This window comes from Candidatus Pantoea formicae (assembly GCF_011752625.1).
Classification (GTDB): domain Bacteria; phylum Pseudomonadota; class Gammaproteobacteria; order Enterobacterales; family Enterobacteriaceae; genus Pantoea; species Pantoea formicae.
The window spans coordinates 210,691-228,276 of record NZ_VWXD01000005.1 but is presented as its reverse complement, the minus strand read 5'-3'; the positions used below and the strand labels follow the sequence as shown (position 1 = coordinate 228,276).

Here is a 17,586-nt window from a genome sequence, read left to right as displayed (position 1 = left end):
AATCAGGCACTCAAAAGAAGGCGTCAGGATGGCGGCGCACATTAAATTGTGATGTTCTGCTGCGGCCGATATGCCATCCGTGTACGGGTAGCTTAAACTTCGTCTGGTGTTCTCAGGTTGGTGACGGCAATACGCTCACCGCGCTTTCTTTCACGCTCTGGCTGCATATTGGCGCGATAAACACCCTGATCGCCGACCACCCATGAAAGCGGGCGACGCTCTTTGCCAATGGATTCACGCAGCAGCAGCAGCGCTTGCATATAGGCTTCAGGGCGTGGCGGGCAACCTGGGATATACACATCAACTGGCAGGAATTTATCCACGCCTTGCACCACAGAATAGATGTCGTACATGCCGCCCGAGTTCGCACAAGCGCCCATGGAGATCACCCATTTCGGCTCCAGCATCTGGTCATACAAACGCTGAATAACCGGCGCCATTTTGGTAAAAGGCGTACCGGCGATCACCATAAAGTCAGCCTGACGCGGAGAGGCACGCATAACTTCCGCACCAAAACGCGCCACGTCATGCACCGCAGTGAATGACGTGGTCATTTCCACGTAGCAACAGGAAAGGCCGAAGTTATACGGCCAGAGAGAGTTCTTACGACCCCAGTTCACCATGTCATGCAGGGCGTGCTCGAGCTTGCCCATGTAGACGCTGCGATGAACGTGCTGCTCCAGAGGATCGGTAACAATCTCCTGTTTCTGCAGCGGATAACGATCGTTATCGCCGCCGCCGTTCGGGTCTACGCGTGTCAGCGTGTAGTCCATCTTATTGCCTCGCTTTTACTGCTTATGAGGGTTGGTGTGGTTGTGACTGACCGGGATTGATTTGACCACCACGCGACGACGCGCAGGTGCCCAATCCAGCGCACCAATGCGCACCAGATAAACCAGGCCTGCCAATAGCACCAAAATGAAAATTGCGGCTTCGACAAAGCCGACCCAGCCACTTTCGCGGATAGATGTCGACCATGCGTATAAATAGAGGGCTTCGACGTCGAAAATAACGAAGAACATCGCAACCAGATAGAATTTAGCGGAGAGGCGAATATGAGTATCACCGACGGACTCGATACCCGATTCAAATGGGGTGTCTTTGTGACGCGCTCGGGCGCGCCCCCCTAACAACCAGCCGCCGGTCAACATAAAGGCGCACAGGCCAAAAGCGATAACAATAAAGACGATAAATGCCCAGTGGTGGGCGATGACTTCTGTGGTTGTTGACATACTCATTGCTTACTCATCAAAAGTGGCGCTGGCATCCTGCACTGTGCAGCAAACACACCACGTCGATTCAAGGGAAGGATAATAAACCCTATAAACTATGCTGTCTTATCAAATAAGCAGCACTTTTATGTGGTTTTTTACTCCTTTCTATAACCTTTTGTCAACTTTGACAAAAGCATTCAAACATTAATTAACACCAGCATCATATTATTAACAAATGAACCCCGCCATGCCAGCTAAATCGCTTCAGTTTGTGAGGTTAATTTTAGTGTAGCGGGTATTCACATGCATGGATCGTGCATTTAACAAACATATTTTGACAGGTCTTGCCTGGATTTCCCCCCCCTTATAGGGGGTATTTTTTTGATCCAGGACACATAACGGTGTTTTTTGCTGTTAAAAACGCCAATTTCTCTTGGCGTATGCCCTGGAAAAGATGGCACGAAATGACAAAAAAGTTCCACTCTGTTCAGAAATGGAACGCATTTCATTTTTCGGGAAGGTGGGAAAATTACAAGGCGCGAATAGCGTCAGAAAATGCAGGGTAAAAGGCATAAAAAAAAGCCTTAGCTGAAGATAATCAGTCTAAGGCTTATTTTTCTATGTTTTAACAATTACCAGGCATTCTATTTGCGAGGAATTACCCGTTAACGTTAACCTTACTCTTCATCATCCAGCAGCAAAGTGCCGTCTGGATTCGCTGTCAGATTATAAGGGTCATTGGTCGACTGCATCGCATTGAAAATAGCCAGAGCCAGTTCATTGTCGCTGTCTGGATTGCGACACAGCAGATACTGCGTATCTGGCAGAACAGGCAAACCTTCTGCCGCGCCCATCACACGCAATTCTGGACTCATCATTTCAACAGGACGTGCCGTCACGCCTAATCCGGCCTTCACGGCAGCACGAACAGCAGCCAGCGTTGACGCGACATAGGAGATACGCCATGGAATACCGGCTTCGTTCAGGTGATCAATCGCCATGTCACGGTAAGGGCTTGGCTCATCCAGCAGGACCAAAGGAATCGCTTCACCGCGCTGGAAGATGTAATCCGCCGCACAGTACCAAAGCGTTGGTGATGTACGCAGAACCTGATGGGTAAAATTACCCGGGCTGGACGTGGTTACAACCAGATCGACTTCACCCTGGTTCAGCATTTCCATCATGAACGGGTTACGCTTAACACGGACATCAATGGCCAACTTTGGATACACCGACGTTACCCGGTTAAGCAGGAACGGCAAGATAGTATCGGAAGTGTCATCTGAGGCGCCGATGGTTAGCACGCCCTGGATGTTGCTGTACATTAAAGAGGTGCAAGCTTCGTCGTTAAAACGAAGGATCTTCCTGGCGTAGCCCAGCAGTTGGATGCCATGCTCCGTCAGCAGTTTGTTACGTCCATGTCTGGCAAACAGCTCTTTACCTACCAATTGTTCCAGACGTTGCATCTGCTGACTTACTGCGGATTGCGTTCTGCATACTGCTGCAGCGGCGGCTGCGAAAGTATTGAGGTCAGCAACGGCAACAAAAGTACGCAGCAGATCGAGGTCGAGATTCAGTATCGGACGATTTGCATTAGTCATGTTTTTTCTTCACTTATAAGATTTTTTAAAACTACTACCCTGGTGTATTACCTTATTTATCAAATAGATAATAGGTAATGGTGCTTAATGACAGCCCTGTGTGGAGGCTGTCATAAAAAAATCGTGTAAGGCGGATGCCGACGGAAACGTCACTCTGCAAACAGAGGAGCGCCATCTATAAAAGACAGAACAACTTCGGGTCCGAAGACGTATGTCGCACAGGTGCTGGAAGCTGCGTAGTTGTCTAGTTTCCCGCGAAAAGGCCCTGCGGGTCAAAAAGTGATAACATCATGTTATGAAGATGCGAAGCGATAAAGTGCATCAAATAATAAATTATACTTAATCATTTTTACGCTTTAAAGGGAAATGTTTTTGTTCTAATCATCGTAATTTTTGACCAAAACGCTTTTCCGGTACATCCTGCCACAACGCTGTGCAATTTTTAACCCTCCTGGTTCTGAATCATAACAACCCGCGCTAAAGTGACAGTACAAATGCTATTTAACCCGGCTTTGACGCCATAATCCTACACTTCCAGAGAGATAAATCTGCTGCACTTTAGTGAATAAGAATGCACTGCATTCTCTGACACCATGCATTGCTTCAATATCGCTGCACACTTATTCGGCATCTAACAAGATTCCTTTAACTATTTCATCAGGTCGCTAACCATTATTTTTAGCGGATGCCATTTTAAAACTTCTCAATCTCTTTCTTTTTCTATGGATATGAGGGTTTACACCTTAAACTTAACTCACCAGCATTAAATATCACATTTTTTAATTTTACTGGATTTATAAACCAATATAACGCACCAAAAATGCGTTTCCCGCCACCGCTAGCAGGAATAACTGGCAAACACGCCAAAACCCAGCGGCGCCCTTCTTTTGTTACAGTGAGAGGAGTAAATTGGGCAGGTTTGTTTTTGGTGGCAGGTTAAAGGACTCTGCCCATTAAGGCGGTAATGATGAATTTTCAAATTGATAAATCCGGCAAGCTGGAAAATGTCTGTTATGACATCCGTGGCCCGGTACTGAAAGAAGCTAAGCGTCTGGAAGAAGAAGGCAACAAAGTCCTCAAACTCAATATCGGCAACCCTGCCCCGTTTGGTTTTGAAGCCCCTGATGAAATTTTAGTCGATGTCATTCGTAATCTGCCCAGCTCACAGGGTTATTGCGATTCAAAGGGACTGTATTCGGCACGCAAAGCCATTATGCAGCACTATCAGGCGCGTGATATGCGCGATGTGACCGTCGAAGATATCTATATCGGTAACGGCGTATCAGAACTGATTGTGCAAGCGATGCAAGCACTGCTGAACAGCGGCGACGAGATGCTGGTGCCTGCTCCGGATTATCCGCTGTGGACAGCAGCCGTCTCCCTGTCGAGCGGTAAAGCTGTGCACTATCTGTGTGATGAATCTGCTGGCTGGTTCCCAGACCTGGATGATATCCGCAGCAAGATCACGCCCCGCACACGTGGCATCGTCATCATCAACCCAAACAACCCAACGGGTGCGGTTTACAGCAAAGAGCTGTTAATGGAAGTGGTTGAGATTGCGCGTCAGCACAACCTGATTATTTTTGCTGACGAAATCTACGACAAAATTCTGTATGACGAAGCACAGCATCATTCGATTGCCGCACTGGCCCCTGACTTGCTGACAGTCACCTTTAACGGTCTGTCGAAGACCTACCGCGTGGCTGGCTTCCGCCAGGGCTGGATGGTACTGAACGGTCCGAAAAAACATGCTAAAGGCTATATCGAAGGCTTGGAGATGCTGGCGTCAATGCGTCTTTGCGCCAACGTTCCTGCTCAGCATGCTATTCAAACCGCGCTGGGTGGCTATCAAAGTATCAGCGAGTTCATTGCGCCTGGTGGCCGCCTGTACGAGCAACGCCAGCGCGCCTGGGAACTGATTAACGACATTCCCGGCGTGAGCTGTGTGAAACCACAGGGTGCGCTGTATATGTTCCCGCGCATCGACCCGAAGAAATTCAACATCTTTGATGACCAAAAAATGGTGCTGGATTTCCTTCTGCAGGAGAAAGTGCTGCTGGTTCAGGGTACTGCTTTCAACTGGCCTTGGCCGGATCACGTGCGTATTGTAACACTGCCGCGCGTCGATGATTTGGAGATGGCGATCAGCAAGTTTGGCCGTTTCCTGCAAGGCTATCGTCAGTAATATGTGATGCGTATACTGTTCTCATTTCGGGGAGTCTAATACTCCCCGCCGTGCGAACAGGAATCCGCCATGACTCGTAGCCACTTCTTCGCCCATCTGTCCCGTCTTAAACTGATCAACCGCTGGCCATTGATGCGCAATGTGCGCACCGAGAACGTCTCTGAACACAGTCTTCAGGTGGCGATGGTTGCTCATGCGCTTGCCATCATTAAAAACAAGAAATTCAACGGCAACCTCAACGCAGAACGTATCGCGATGCTGGCGCTATACCATGATGCCAGTGAAGTTTTGACGGGCGATTTACCCACGCCGGTGAAGTACTACAACGCGCAGATTGCCCATGAATATAAAAAGATCGAAAAGATTGCCCAGCAAAAATTGATCGATATGCTGCCGCCTGAGCTGCAGGAGGCGTATCGTCCATTGATCGATGAGCATTTGCACAGTGAAAGTGAGCAAGCCGTGGTTAAACAGGCCGACGCCTTGTGCGCCTATGTGAAATGTCTGGAAGAGTTGTCTGCGGGGAATAATGAGTTTTTGCTGGCGAAGGCGCGACTGGAAAAAACCCTTTCGCAACGTCGTTCGCCAGAGATGGATTACTTCGTAGAGGTCTTTATTCCTAGTTTTAGCCTGTCTCTGGATGAAATTTCCCAGGATACCCCATTATAAAGACGGGCCGGGAAGGCTTAATGCTTGTCAGTTAAGTTCCTGTTCGAGTGAAGTTGTCTTTTGTCAGGAATGGCAGCCTTTTCTTTTGCACTATTTAGCATGTTGGTGCGGGCCCCAGCACCTCTGCTGCTGCCGGGCCGTGCCCTCGGCTGCAACGTCGTGCCGGCCGGAACGTTCGGGTACGGCCGTCCTGGCCTACCCGAACTGCCTGTCGCATCCCTGCGCCTGGCTCCTGGCACAACGTCTCCGCCTCAGCGCTGCGAATAGCCCTTGCAGCATCAGAGGCGCTGCGGCCTCAGACACTGTGCCCTTTGTGGCAGTAAAAGCGCTGTCGCCTGAGCCATCGCGCCCTTTGTAGCGGTAAAAACGCTATCGCCTGAGTCATCGTGCCCTTTCCTACCGCGTAAACAGATGTTAGCAAGCAGGCTGGTGCCGCTCTGGGGATGGCATTTCGCAGCGCTGAACGGAATGAGGAAGCCAGGAGAGCCAGCATGGATGCTGGCGAAAGGTGCAGCCGGGACAGGGAAAGTCCCTTCTGCACCGGTCCGTCAGGCGGACGAGTGAAGTGAAGGTACCGCGTCAGCGGCGCGAGGACAGCCATCCCCAGAGCGGCTCCAGACTGCGTTATCACCTGTACCGCCAGCCCCTAAGCGGCACCAGACTGCGTTATCACCACATGTTTAACTAACCAGTATTGAAGACGTAACAACCCGCTTTAATTAGACTTTGACTGACACCGTAAATGTGCCGTTATCCGCCTGCGTCACCACCAGCGGTTCCAGTGTTTTTACCTGCCAAGCCACTTCTTTGAGGCGTGGGGCATCCAGCGGCGCGTTGACAGCAACCACGGCACTACCTGCTTCCAGTCCGGCGATGATGCCAGCTGGCGCATCTTCTACGACTACGCATTCGGTCGCAGCCAGCCCGAGGCGTTCAGCTCCCAGCAGGTAGGGTTCAGGGTTTGGCTTACCGAGTTTGATGTTCTCCGCCGTGATGAACACTTCCGGCATCGGCAGACCTGCGGCTTTGTGCCGAGCATGCGCCACCGGAATCGACCCTGACGTCACAATCGCCCAAGGGATCTGCAATTCATTCAACGTGGACAGCAACATTTTCGCGCCCGGAATCGCCTGAACGCCTTGCGTGTCTTCGGCCTCGAGACGTTCAAGCCACAGGAACTCTGCTTGAATCGCCTCTTCTGATTGCCCTGCCATAAAATGGCGCAGCGAATTGATCGCTGGCTTACCGTGTATAAAATTCAGGACCTCTTCCGCCGCGATACCCTGGCGTTCGCCCCACAATGACCATGCGCGAATCACCGCAGGCAATGAATCCACCAATGTACCGTCTAAATCAAACAGAAAACCCCTGTACTTCACACGCGACTCCTTATTCAGGCATTAAGAATCTGCGCAATTTCGTTTGCGCTGAGATGATACTGACGTGGGCAAGTGTGCCACACTGCCAGCATGCGTTGGTATTTTTCCCACATCGGGGTTTGTGCGTTGAAACCGTGCGTCCCGGAATCGAACTGAGTATAACGCCCTTCAACATTCACCATGAAGCGCACATAGCCGAGATAGCGCGCCTCGGTTGCGGCATCAAAGCCGAGAAAGGCCAGACGGCGCTCTTCAATCGCATTAGCCTCTTTGAGGTTCGACCAGGAGACATGGAGTGCGTGGTGCATTTCCATAATGTCGATTAACTGACGGCACGTCGCCTCCGTCAACTCGCCAAACTCTTTGTCCAGTTCGCGCAGTTGCAGGCCATAGCCACGTTCAATGATGGTTTGATAGCGACGATAGCGTTCAGCGTTATCGGGCTCCAGCATGGCCATCATTTTGTACTGATTAGAGAGGATGAGTCGCTGTGCGTGCGTCATTTCCATGGTTTACTCCCGGGCCGGGAAGGCCGCTTAAGATTTAAACAATGAGGAAATGATTACACAAGGAAAGCGATGCGTGTATGTGCGCACCACTTTTCTTTGATTTGAAGCGGGATCGCGCGCAAATTCTCTTCAAAAGAATAGCGGTGCCGATCAAAGATCGTCGAGGAAAGTACGATCGAGTTGCTTAAAGGCGCGTTTCAGTACATCTGCCAATGCCTGATAAGTCGGCTTGCCGTCAACCGGCGCAATGGCCTGGCCCGCTTCTTCCAGTTTCGCGCGCACCTCATGGAACCAGTGCAGTAGAGTGGGTGGCAATGGCGTAACAGAGCGCTTACCCAACCACCAAAGCCCTTGCATCGGCAAGCTGCAGGCAAATAACGCGGTGGCAATAGCTGGGCCGAGCTGCCCGCCCATGGCAATTTGCCAGGTCAGCGTGAAGATTGCCAACGGTGGCATAAAGCGAATGGCAAAGCGAGTGGCGGTGACCACACGGTTCTCAGGGAACATTGGCGCCAGGCGCTTATCGGATGGCCAGGTCTTCATGTATCGTTGACCGTTCTGAAATAAGCCGAACCAGCCTGGATTACTCGTCTCATTCGACATGATAGACCTCAACTAATTTTGTAATGTTTAAAATAAACTGATAACTACACAACTTTACGTGACATCCTTCAAAAGTTTTTGTCTTTGCGAGTGACAGTGGGTATTCTGACGCCGTTTTAACAACATTACCGGAAGCTTCAGCTCAATTAAAGAGCGGTTTAGAGCCATGTTTCGCTAAGCGGGTTTCAAAAATTCGCGTAAAATTACCTAAATTTTTTTGCATGTCGGTCTCTTTTTGACTACCGCATGATGTTAATCATTAATCTACCAGCATTCATGGGCTACGCTGTTAGTCTGATTGCGTTATTTTTAGCCACTATTTAATCAATAGGTACTTCCATGTCGACGAAGTTAGTACTGGTTCTGAACTGCGGCAGCTCCTCTCTTAAGTTTGCCATCCTTAATCCGGCCAACGGTGACGAATATCTGTCAGGTCTGGCCGAGTGTTTCCATTTACCTGAAGCACGTATCAAATGGAAGCTGGAAGGCTGCAAACAGGAAGCTCCACTGGGCGCGGGCGCGGCACACAGTGAAGCGCTGAACTTCATCGTTAAAACTATTCTGGCACAAAAACCAGAGCTTTCTGCACAAATCGCTGCAATCGGCCATCGCATTGTTCACGGCGGCGAGCAGCTGACAAAATCGGTCATCATTGATGAATCTGTTATTCAGGGCATTAAAGACGCCTCTTCATTTGCACCGCTGCACAACCCAGCGCATTTGATCGGCATCGACGAAGCTCTGAAGAACTTCCCACATTTGTCGGATAAGAATGTGGCGGTTTTTGATACAGCTTTCCATCAGACAATGCCGGAAGAGTCATATCTTTATGCGCTGCCGTACAGACTGTACAAAGAGCATGGCGTACGTCGCTATGGCGCACACGGCACCAGTCACTATTATGTGACTCAGGAAGCCGCCAAGATGCTGAACAAACCCGTTAGCGAGCTGAACATCATTACCTGTCATTTGGGCAATGGTGGTTCGGTTTCAGCCATCCGTAACGGCCAGTGTGTCGATACCTCAATGGGTCTGACACCGCTAGAGGGCTTGGTGATGGGCACGCGCAGTGGCGATATCGATCCTGCTATTGTGTTCTTCCTGCACGATGCACTGGGCATGAGCGTGGATGCGATCAACAAGCTGCTGACCAAAGAGTCTGGCCTGCTGGGCCTGACTGAAGTGACCAGCGACTGCCGCTACGTTGAAGACAACTATGCGACGAAAGAAGATGCTAAGCGCGCGATGGATGTGTTCTGTCATCGCCTGGCAAAATACATCGGCAGCTACACCGCACTGATGGATGGCCGTCTGGATGCAGTGGTCTTCACTGGCGGTATCGGTGAAAACGCCGCGATGGTGCGCGAGCTGTCATTGGCAAAACTTGCATTATTGGGCTTCGAAGTGGATCACGACCGTAATCTGGCCGCGCGCTTCGGCAAGTCTGGCTTTATCAATAAGGAAGGCACCCGCCCAGCGGTGGTGATTCCTACCAATGAAGAGTTGGTCATCGCCCAAGACGCCGCGCGTCTTACCGCGTAAATACACTTCTCTCCGTCAGCTCAGGCTGACGGAGTTGTTTTGGCTAGTCTGCAACACCTGAGAGGTTTCAATAGTGTCACGTACAATCATGCTCATCCCCACCGGCACCAGCGTCGGCCTGACCAGCGTCAGCCTCGGCGTGATCCGTGCCATGGAGCGCAAAGGCGTCCGCCTGAGCGTATTCAAGCCGATTGCCCAGCCACGTGCGGGCGGCGATGCGCCGGACCAGACCACCACCATCATCCGTAAGAACTCCGCGATTCCTGCCGCTGAACCGCTGCAGATGTCACGCGTTGAGTCACTGTTGGGTTCGAACCAGCAAGACGTGTTGATGGAAGAGATCATTGCTAACTACCACGCGAATGCGCAAGACGCGGAAGTAGTGCTGGTGGAAGGGTTAGTGCCAACGCGTAAGCATCAGTTTGCTTCCTCACTGAACTATGAAATCGCCAAGACCCTTAACGCCGAGATCGTTTTCGTGACGGCGCTGGGCAATGATTCGCCCGCACAGTTGAAAGAGCGAATTGAATTAACGCAAAGCAGCTTTGGCGGCAGTAAGAACAAAAACATCACCGGCGTGATCATTAACAAGCTGAACGCCCCGGTGGATGAGCAGGGTCGTACGCGCCCTGACCTGTCTGAAATCTTCGATGATTCGACCAAAGCAAACATTGCCAATATCGATCCTAAGCAGCTGTTCGCTAACAGCCCATTGCCGATTCTTGGTTGTGTGCCGTGGAGCTTTGATCTAATCGCTACGCGTGCCATCGATATGTGCCGCCATCTCAATGCAGATATCATCAACGAGGGTGAGATTCAGACCCGCCGCGTGAAATCTGTGACGTTCTGTGCACGTAGCATTCCACACATGCTGGAGCACTTCCGTCCAGGTTCACTGCTGGTGACGTCGGCTGACCGTCCCGACGTGTTGGTTGCCGCTTGTCTCGCCGCGATGAACGGAATCGAGATTGGTGCCGTGTTGCTGACCGGTGGTTATCAGATTGAAGCGCCGATTGCGCGTCTGTGTGAGCGTGCTTTCCAGACTGGCCTGCCGGTGTTTATGGTGAAAACCAATACCTGGCAGACCTCACTGAGCCTGCAGAGTTTTAATCTGGAAGTGCCTGCGGATGATACCCAGCGTATTGAGAAAGTGCAGGAGTATGTCGCCAGCTTTATCGATGCCGATTGGGTGGAATCACTCACTGCGACTTCCGAACGCAGCCGTCGTCTCTCACCGCCAGCCTTCCGTTATCAGTTGACCGAGCTGGCACGTAAAGCTGGCAAACGCATTGTGCTGCCAGAAGGCGACGAGCCGCGTACGGTGAAAGCCGCTGCGATTTGCGCCGAACGTGGCATTGCATCTTGTGTGCTGTTGGGTAATCCAGACGAGATCCAGCGTGTTGCAGCCGCTCAGGGTGTGGTGCTGGGCCAGGGCATTGAGATCGTCGATCCAGAAGTGGTGCGCGAGAATTATGTGCCGCGTTTGGTTGAGTTGCGTAAGAGCAAAGGCATGACTGAAGTGGTTGCGCAGGAGCAATTGGAAGATAACGTGATGCTCGGCACCATGATGCTGGAGCGTGGCGAAGTGGACGGTTTGGTGTCGGGTGCCGTGCACACCACCGCGAATACCATTCGTCCGCCGTTGCAGTTGATCAAGACCGCGCCAAACAGCTCACTGGTGTCTTCTGTGTTCTTTATGCTGCTGCCTGAGCAGGTGCTGGTGTATGGCGACTGTGCGATTAACCCGGATCCGAATCCAGAACAGCTGGCAGAGATCGCGATTCAGTCTGCGGATTCCGCCAAAGCCTTTGGTATCGATCCACGCGTGGCGATGATTTCTTACTCAACCGGTAACTCCGGTGCGGGTAGCGACGTTGAGAAGGTACGCGAAGCGACGCGTATCGCGCAGGAGAAACGTCCTGACCTGGTGATCGATGGTCCGTTGCAGTATGACGCCGCGATTATGGAAGATGTCGCGAAATCGAAAGCGCCAAACTCAGCGGTTGCAGGTCGCGCTACTGTGTTTATCTTCCCGGATCTGAACACCGGTAACACCACTTATAAAGCGGTTCAGCGTTCGGCCGACCTGATTTCTATCGGGCCGATGCTGCAGGGTATGCGCAAGCCAGTGAACGATCTGTCACGTGGCGCATTGGTGGATGACATTGTTTATACCATCGCACTGACCGCGATTCAGTCACAGCAGGCGGAAGGCTAATTTCTTTTTCTTGCCGCTGAATGTGGAGAGCATGAGGGTTAAACCTTGTGCTCTTTTTTTTGCTTTAAGATTGGTGGGTGGTGAAGGCTGGGTGCAGTTGTTGCTGTGGGCTGGGTGTAATTGTTGCTGCGGGCCGGGTGTAATTGTTGCTGCGGGCCGGGTGCAATTGTCGCTGAATGCCCGGTGTAAACGACAGGGAAGGCCAGTCCGATCGCGAAGGATTAACGCATCCCTGCAGATCGGCCGCGCCGTCCGTGGCGCGGACGCTTCGCTCTTCGCACTGGCCTTCCCTGTCTTTCAAAGATCATCACCGCTTTTGCAGTGCACACCTCCGCATTCTTACCGTTTGTGAGGAGGGTTCTTGCGCGTTTCTGTTGGCACTGGCCTTTCCTGCCTTTCAAATATCATCGCTTTTGCAGTGCACACCTCCGCATTCTTAGCGTTTGTGAGGAGGGTTCTTGCGCGTTTCTGTTGGCACTGGCCTTCCCTGCCCTTCAAACTTCATCATCACTTCTGTGGCGCACACCTTCGCATTCAGAGCGAATGTAACGTGGCGACTTTCACGCAGCCATTCACTGGCGAAAAAACACCCTGCCGCTCACACTGATGACAGGCTCCCGTGAATTGCGAGGTGAATGATGAGCAACAGTGATGTGCACAGCCGTCGATTGAAAGCCACGCCGCGCGGTGTGGGTGTGATGTGTGATTTTTATGCGGTGAAGGCGGAAAACGCCACGGTTTGGGATCAGAACGGGCGTGAATATACTGACTTCGCGGCAGGCATTGCGGTGCTAAATACCGGGCATCGTCATCCGAAAGTGATGGCGGCCGTGCACCAGCAGTTGGATTGTTTTACCCATACCGCGTTTCAGATCATCCCCTATGAAAACTATATTCATCTCGCCGAGCGGCTTAATCAGCGCGTGCCTATACACGGCGAGGTGAAAACCACGTTCTTCTCCAGCGGCGCGGAGGCGGTGGAGAATGCGGTGAAAATTGCCCGCGCGGCGACTAGGCGTCCTGGCATTATCGCATTCACAGGCGCGTTTCACGGACGCACCCATATGACAATGTCGCTGACAGGTAAAGTGGTGCCTTATAAAACCGGTTTTGGGCCGTTCGCCGGCTCGGTATTTCACGCCCAGTATCCTAATGCGCTGCACAACGTGAGCGTGCATCAGTCACTCGAGAGTCTTGAGGCCATTTTCCGCAGCGATATCAGTCCGCAGCAGGTGGCGGCGATCATTTTCGAACCCGTACAGGGCGAAGGAGGTTTTTATGTTGCGCCGCCGGAGTTTGTTTCTGCATTACGCGCCCTGTGCGATCGTCACGGCATCTTGTTAATTGCCGATGAGATCCAGACCGGTTTTGCGCGCACCGGCAAGCTGTTCGCCAGCGAGTACTACGATGTACAGCCGGACTTGATCACCATGGCAAAAAGTCTGGCGGGCGGGTTCCCGCTATCAGCCGTATCCGGGCGCGCCGAAGTGATGGATGCCCCAGAGCCGGGTGGTTTGGGCGGCACCTATGCGGGCAGTCCCCCAGCGATAGCCGCAGCGCATGCGGTGTTGGATATCATTGATGAGGAGCAATTGTGCGCACGCGCCAATCAACTGGGGGAACAACTCATCGCTACCCTGCGTGAAGCTGGCTGCCAGTCGCTCGCTGAAGTGCGTGGTTACGGTTCGATGATAGCGGCAGAGTTTCAGGATGCCGCAGGTCGGCCATCAGCGGAAATCACCAAAGCGATTCAGTTGCAGGCGTTGGCACAAGGGCTGATTTTGCTGACCTGCGGCGTGCACAGTAATGTGATCCGCTTTCTTTATCCGCTGACGATTCCGCAGCCGCAGTTCGATAAGGCACTGCAACTGCTCAAAGACATTATGCGCGAGCATTAGAAACAACAAAGGCGCCGAGGGGGCGCCTTGTTCAATCGCAGCGGGAACTCAGGATTCGCTGCTCTGCTTGCGACGAGCGGCGTCACTGTTACGGCTCAGCCACAGTGATACGGCTTTGAGCGAGTCATCGGTGAATTCATCGCAGCGTGCGGTGATTTCTTCCGGCGTCATCCAGAACACTTCGTCGACTTCTTCTTCCTGCATGGCAAACGGACCATGCGACACACAGCTGAACAAACCGCCCCAGACGCGACAGTGCTGATCTTCGAAGTAGAATTTGCCATGTTCGGCAAACGGCACAGCAGCGATGCCTAGCTCTTCTTCCGCTTCACGGCGTGCAGATTCCAGCATGTCTTCACCACTCTGCACTACGCCACCAGCGGTTGCATCGAGCATACCCGGCATGAAGTCTTTGATTTCAGTGCGACGCTGCACCAGAATTTTGCCCATGCCATCATGCACCACGATGTAGGTCGCACGATGACGCAAATTCTGCGCGCGCATCTGCGCACGGCTGGCCTGCGCAATGACTTCGTTCTCTTCACTAACGATATCAACCCACTCGATACCGCTATCTGCCGTTTGATCCACCATCCGTAACCCTTTTCTGTTTTCGGCGTGCCCAGCACGCGCCTGTTTGCGATGCTTTATTAGAATGAGCGGTAAGGTAAAGCGTTCTTTTCGCCTCCGCAAGGCTCTTCGTGCTTAGCGAGATTTGCCCGATTCGGCCAGCCACAATTGCACTGACGCGCGCTGCCACTGAAACTCGGCGTAATGCTGCAATTTCACCGGCAACGTGTCGCCATGCAGCGCCAAACGATTAATCATCACGGCCAGATCGGTGTCGGCAATCGACCATTCACCAAACAGGTTTTGTTGTCCATCCGGCAGCAGGCGTTGAACCGCCGCAATCAACTTGCTGGCGGCCTGCTCGCCTGCCGGGGTTAATGGTGCAAAGCGCTCACCGGCAAACAGCACTTCCGTCGGGCGTTCAGCACGCAGCGCCATTAAATCACTGCGCAACCACGCCTGTACTTCACGCGCATGCGCACGCTTTTCACGATCGCGCGGATAGAGACGCTCAAATTCAGGGGCAGGAAAGCGCTCTTCAAGGTATTCAGCAATCGCTGAAGATTCATTGAGCACCAGATCATCAATTTGCAGCGTAGGCACACGGCACGTCAGCGACAGCGCGCGGTAGTCATCATCAAGCTGTGCGTTTTGCGCCAGGTCCACGCGCTTCAGGGTGAAGGGAATGCCCTTCTCGGTGAGTGCAACGTAGACCGACATGGCGTAAGGACTGAAAAAGGATGAATCGGACCACAAGGTGATGGATGGATAGTTCATCGGCTGCCTCAATAAGCATCAGGTGTGCTTTCTATTTACCGATTTTTATTTGTTAAGGCAATGGTGTGCTGGTCGGATCTTTGACCTTAAGGCCAGTACAAACTTTCCCTTTTTCTTCATTAGCGTAAGCGCTGTCACGCTATCCGAACGCTTCTCTTCTATGATCAATCTGAGCAGAAAATAAATTACAAGGAGGCTCAACATGCACCTGCTTATAACCGGCGGTACGGGTTTGATTGGCCGCCATCTGATACCGCGTCTGCTGTTACTCGGCCATCAGGTGAACGTCGTCACCCGAGATGTCGCGGCTGCACGGGACAAACTGGATCCCCGCGTTTCGCTGTGGTCCGGCATCAATCAGCAACCCGATCTCAATGGCATTGATGGTGTGATCAATCTGGCGGGCGAACCGATCGCGGATAAGCGCTGGACCGAACAACAGAAGCAGCGGCTATGTGAAAGTCGCTGGCAAATGACAGAGCAAATCGTTTCACTGATCCACGCCAGCAGCAACCCACCGCATTTTTTAATCTCCGGTTCCGCGACCGGCTTTTATGGTGATACCGGCGATCTGGTATTAACGGAAGACGATCCCGGTCACGATGAGTTCACTCATGCCCTGTGTGCACGTTGGGAACAGCTGGCGCTTAATGCACAGAGCGATCGCACCCGCGTTTGCTTATTACGTACTGGCGTAGTGTTGGCAGAGGAAGGCGGCGCTCTGGCAAAAATGAAGCTGCCGTTCAAACTGGGCGTCGGCGGTCCAATTGGCAGTGGTAAGCAGTATCTGCCGTGGATTCACATTGACGATCTGGTTAACGCGATCATCTGGCTGATCGATAATAACAACCTGAGTGGACCTTTCAACATGGTCGCGCCTTATGCGGTACGCAATGAGCAGTTCGCCGCCACCCTTGGCCACGTGATGCATCGACCGGCGTTTATGCGCACGCCTGCCAGTGCGATTAAATTGATGATGGGCGAATCCGCGGTGTTGGTGCTCGGTGGACAACACGTATTACCGAAACGGTTGGAGGAGTCGGGTTTTGGCTTCCGTTGGTATGATCTACAGGAAGCGCTACAGGATGTGGTCTGATAGACAGACGGCGGCCCTGGGCCGCCGTTTTTCCATTAGCTACGCTGCTCCGCGACTCGCGATTTCACCGCCCTCTCCTCTCGGGTATGCCCCGGCTGCGGCACGCGAATAATAAATGTCAGCACGCCCGCAAACACATACAGCGCGGTGTAAGCCCATACCACCCCGACAATATCAAAGAACGGCAACATCACTGAAGCGATGGCTGGTGCCACGAAATTGCTCAGGCCCGCCGACAAGTTGTAGATCGAGACGGCGGCACCTTTGTGATGCGGTTCCAGCGTCGGGAACACCGCCGTCATCGGCACAAACGCCGCCACAAAGATCCCCAGCATCACTGCCGGAATCAGCGCCACCCAGAAGTTGTGACCGGCATACAGCGGCAGGTAGTAAAACATCAGGCTGGAAATCGCCATTCCCAAACAACCGAACCAGCGTACCTGACGGATCCAGCCTAGCTTCTCACCGGTGATGCCCCAGAAGATGTTGGTGAAGATGGTGACGAAGAAGAACACCGCCCAGATCTGCAGCCATTCAGAGATGGTGAAGCCGAGACGATCGACAAACAGCAGCGGCATAATGATGGCAAAGCCAAACAGCGACAGCGTGTTGATGATGCGAATCAGGCAGGCATAAAACACATGCTGATTGGTGAACAGGATGGTCACGGCACGCGACATCTCAGTCATTTTGTCACGCATCGGCAAATTCACCCGCGAGCGATCCACCGGCACATTGCGCAGGCTGAAGTAAGCCAGAATCCCGCCACAGGCCACCCAGACGATCGCCAGCCAAAGCGTGCCGGTTTCCCCCAGCATCGGGATGGTCAGACTTGGCAGATAGCTGCCGACCACGCCGATGCCGACGGAGTACATCGCCCAGAACCAGCCGGTTGCTGCTGCCAGTTTCTCACGTGGCAAGACCTGCACCAGCATCATCATGAACGAGTAGATAAACAGCGGATAAGCCAACCCACGGATGCCGTAGAACAGCACCATCAGCGGATAATTACGCAGGCCAAGCCCCAGCGACATAAACAGCGCATGCATCACGATCCACAGCACAAAGCCAATCATCATCGCGCGCTGCGGGGTGATCAGCTCAGCCACCACGCCAGACGCCCAAGCTGCCAGTGCCGCCGCTAAACCATAGAAAGTAAACACCACCGCAGATTGCGCAGGGGTAAAGCCCATATCCGTGATATGGCGCGACAGAAACGCCATTTCAAAGCCATCACCCGCCATAAAAATCGCGATAGCGAGGAAGCCCCAGAACATCTTTTTCGGTAAGCCAAACCAGTATTCGTTCGATTGCATCACAATCAC

Annotated in this window: 15 protein-coding genes; 6 read left to right on the top strand and 9 right to left on the bottom strand. The window is 52.6% G+C overall.

Features of this window, described 5'->3' with window-relative positions:
- Window positions 1-92 precede the first annotated feature (92 nt).
- From F3J38_RS16835 to lrhA, 3 genes are all read right to left on the bottom strand, one after another.
- A complete protein-coding gene (locus F3J38_RS16835) occupies window positions 93-773 on the bottom strand; it encodes a NuoB/complex I 20 kDa subunit family protein (RefSeq protein ID WP_007889318.1) in 681 nt (226 codons plus the stop codon).
- Between the two features lie 15 nt (window positions 774-788).
- Complete coding sequence (locus F3J38_RS16830) at window positions 789-1,238, bottom strand: NADH-quinone oxidoreductase subunit A (protein ID WP_167140289.1); 450 nt, start codon at window positions 1,236-1,238, stop codon at window positions 789-791.
- Between the two features lie 653 nt (window positions 1,239-1,891).
- Entirely contained in the window at window positions 1,892-2,815 is a 924-nt protein-coding gene (gene lrhA, locus F3J38_RS16825) for a transcriptional regulator LrhA (RefSeq protein ID WP_034825076.1), read from the bottom strand.
- Between the two features lie 967 nt (window positions 2,816-3,782).
- Between lrhA and F3J38_RS16820 the strand changes: the two genes are divergently transcribed.
- The gene (locus F3J38_RS16820) at window positions 3,783-5,000 is read left to right on the top strand and encodes a pyridoxal phosphate-dependent aminotransferase (RefSeq protein ID WP_039336479.1); all 1,218 of its coding nucleotides are present in this window, start codon (window positions 3,783-3,785) and stop codon (window positions 4,998-5,000) included.
- 69 nt (window positions 5,001-5,069) lie between these two features.
- Entirely contained in the window at window positions 5,070-5,669 is a 600-nt protein-coding gene (gene yfbR, locus F3J38_RS16815; protein ID WP_167140287.1) for a 5'-deoxynucleotidase, read from the top strand.
- A gap of 719 nt (window positions 5,670-6,388) precedes the next feature.
- Here yfbR and F3J38_RS16810 read toward each other — a convergent pair.
- The 3 genes from F3J38_RS16810 to yfbV all read right to left on the bottom strand — a co-directional run bounded on the left by F3J38_RS16810 (window position 6,389) and on the right by yfbV (window position 8,160).
- Window positions 6,389-7,048, bottom strand: coding sequence for a sugar phosphatase (locus F3J38_RS16810; protein WP_167140285.1), 660 nt, complete (start codon window positions 7,046-7,048; stop codon window positions 6,389-6,391).
- A gap of 14 nt (window positions 7,049-7,062) precedes the next feature.
- Window positions 7,063-7,557 carry a YfbU family protein gene (locus F3J38_RS16805; protein ID WP_167140283.1) on the bottom strand — a complete coding sequence of 165 codons (495 nt, stop codon included), beginning with the start codon at window positions 7,555-7,557 and terminating at the stop codon, window positions 7,063-7,065.
- A 150-nt stretch (window positions 7,558-7,707) separates the two neighbouring features.
- Complete coding sequence (gene yfbV / locus F3J38_RS16800; protein WP_084934599.1) at window positions 7,708-8,160, bottom strand: terminus macrodomain insulation protein YfbV; 453 nt, start codon at window positions 8,158-8,160, stop codon at window positions 7,708-7,710.
- A 339-nt stretch (window positions 8,161-8,499) separates the two neighbouring features.
- Here yfbV and ackA point away from each other — a divergent pair, with 339 nt between their 5' ends.
- The 3 genes from ackA to F3J38_RS16785 all read left to right on the top strand — a co-directional run bounded on the left by ackA (window position 8,500) and on the right by F3J38_RS16785 (window position 13,818).
- On the top strand, window positions 8,500-9,702 hold the full coding sequence (ackA, locus tag F3J38_RS16795) for an acetate kinase (RefSeq protein ID WP_167140281.1): 1,203 nt from the start codon (window positions 8,500-8,502) through the stop codon (window positions 9,700-9,702).
- 73 nt (window positions 9,703-9,775) lie between these two features.
- On the top strand, window positions 9,776-11,920 hold the full coding sequence (gene pta / locus F3J38_RS16790) for a phosphate acetyltransferase (protein WP_369411012.1): 2,145 nt from the start codon (window positions 9,776-9,778) through the stop codon (window positions 11,918-11,920).
- Between the two features lie 638 nt (window positions 11,921-12,558).
- Complete coding sequence (locus tag F3J38_RS16785; protein WP_167140504.1) at window positions 12,559-13,818, top strand: 4-aminobutyrate--2-oxoglutarate transaminase; 1,260 nt, start codon at window positions 12,559-12,561, stop codon at window positions 13,816-13,818.
- A gap of 48 nt (window positions 13,819-13,866) precedes the next feature.
- On the opposite strand, the gene yfcD is transcribed toward F3J38_RS16785, so the two are convergent.
- The gene (gene yfcD / locus F3J38_RS16780) at window positions 13,867-14,412 is read right to left on the bottom strand and encodes an NUDIX hydrolase YfcD (protein WP_084934596.1); all 546 of its coding nucleotides are present in this window, start codon (window positions 14,410-14,412) and stop codon (window positions 13,867-13,869) included.
- 111 nt (window positions 14,413-14,523) lie between these two features.
- Window positions 14,524-15,165, bottom strand: coding sequence for a glutathione transferase (gene yfcF / locus F3J38_RS16775; RefSeq protein ID WP_167140278.1), 642 nt, complete (start codon window positions 15,163-15,165; stop codon window positions 14,524-14,526).
- Between the two features lie 202 nt (window positions 15,166-15,367).
- On the opposite strand from yfcF, the gene F3J38_RS16770 reads away from it, so the two are divergent.
- Window positions 15,368-16,261 (top strand): TIGR01777 family oxidoreductase, encoded by an 894-nt coding sequence (locus F3J38_RS16770; protein WP_167140276.1) that lies wholly within the window; start codon window positions 15,368-15,370, stop codon window positions 16,259-16,261.
- 35 nt (window positions 16,262-16,296) lie between these two features.
- Here the strand turns inward: F3J38_RS16770 and F3J38_RS16765 are convergent, their stop codons facing one another.
- Complete coding sequence (locus F3J38_RS16765; protein WP_167140274.1) at window positions 16,297-17,577, bottom strand: MFS transporter; 1,281 nt, start codon at window positions 17,575-17,577, stop codon at window positions 16,297-16,299.
- Window positions 17,578-17,586: the final 9 nt, after the last annotated feature.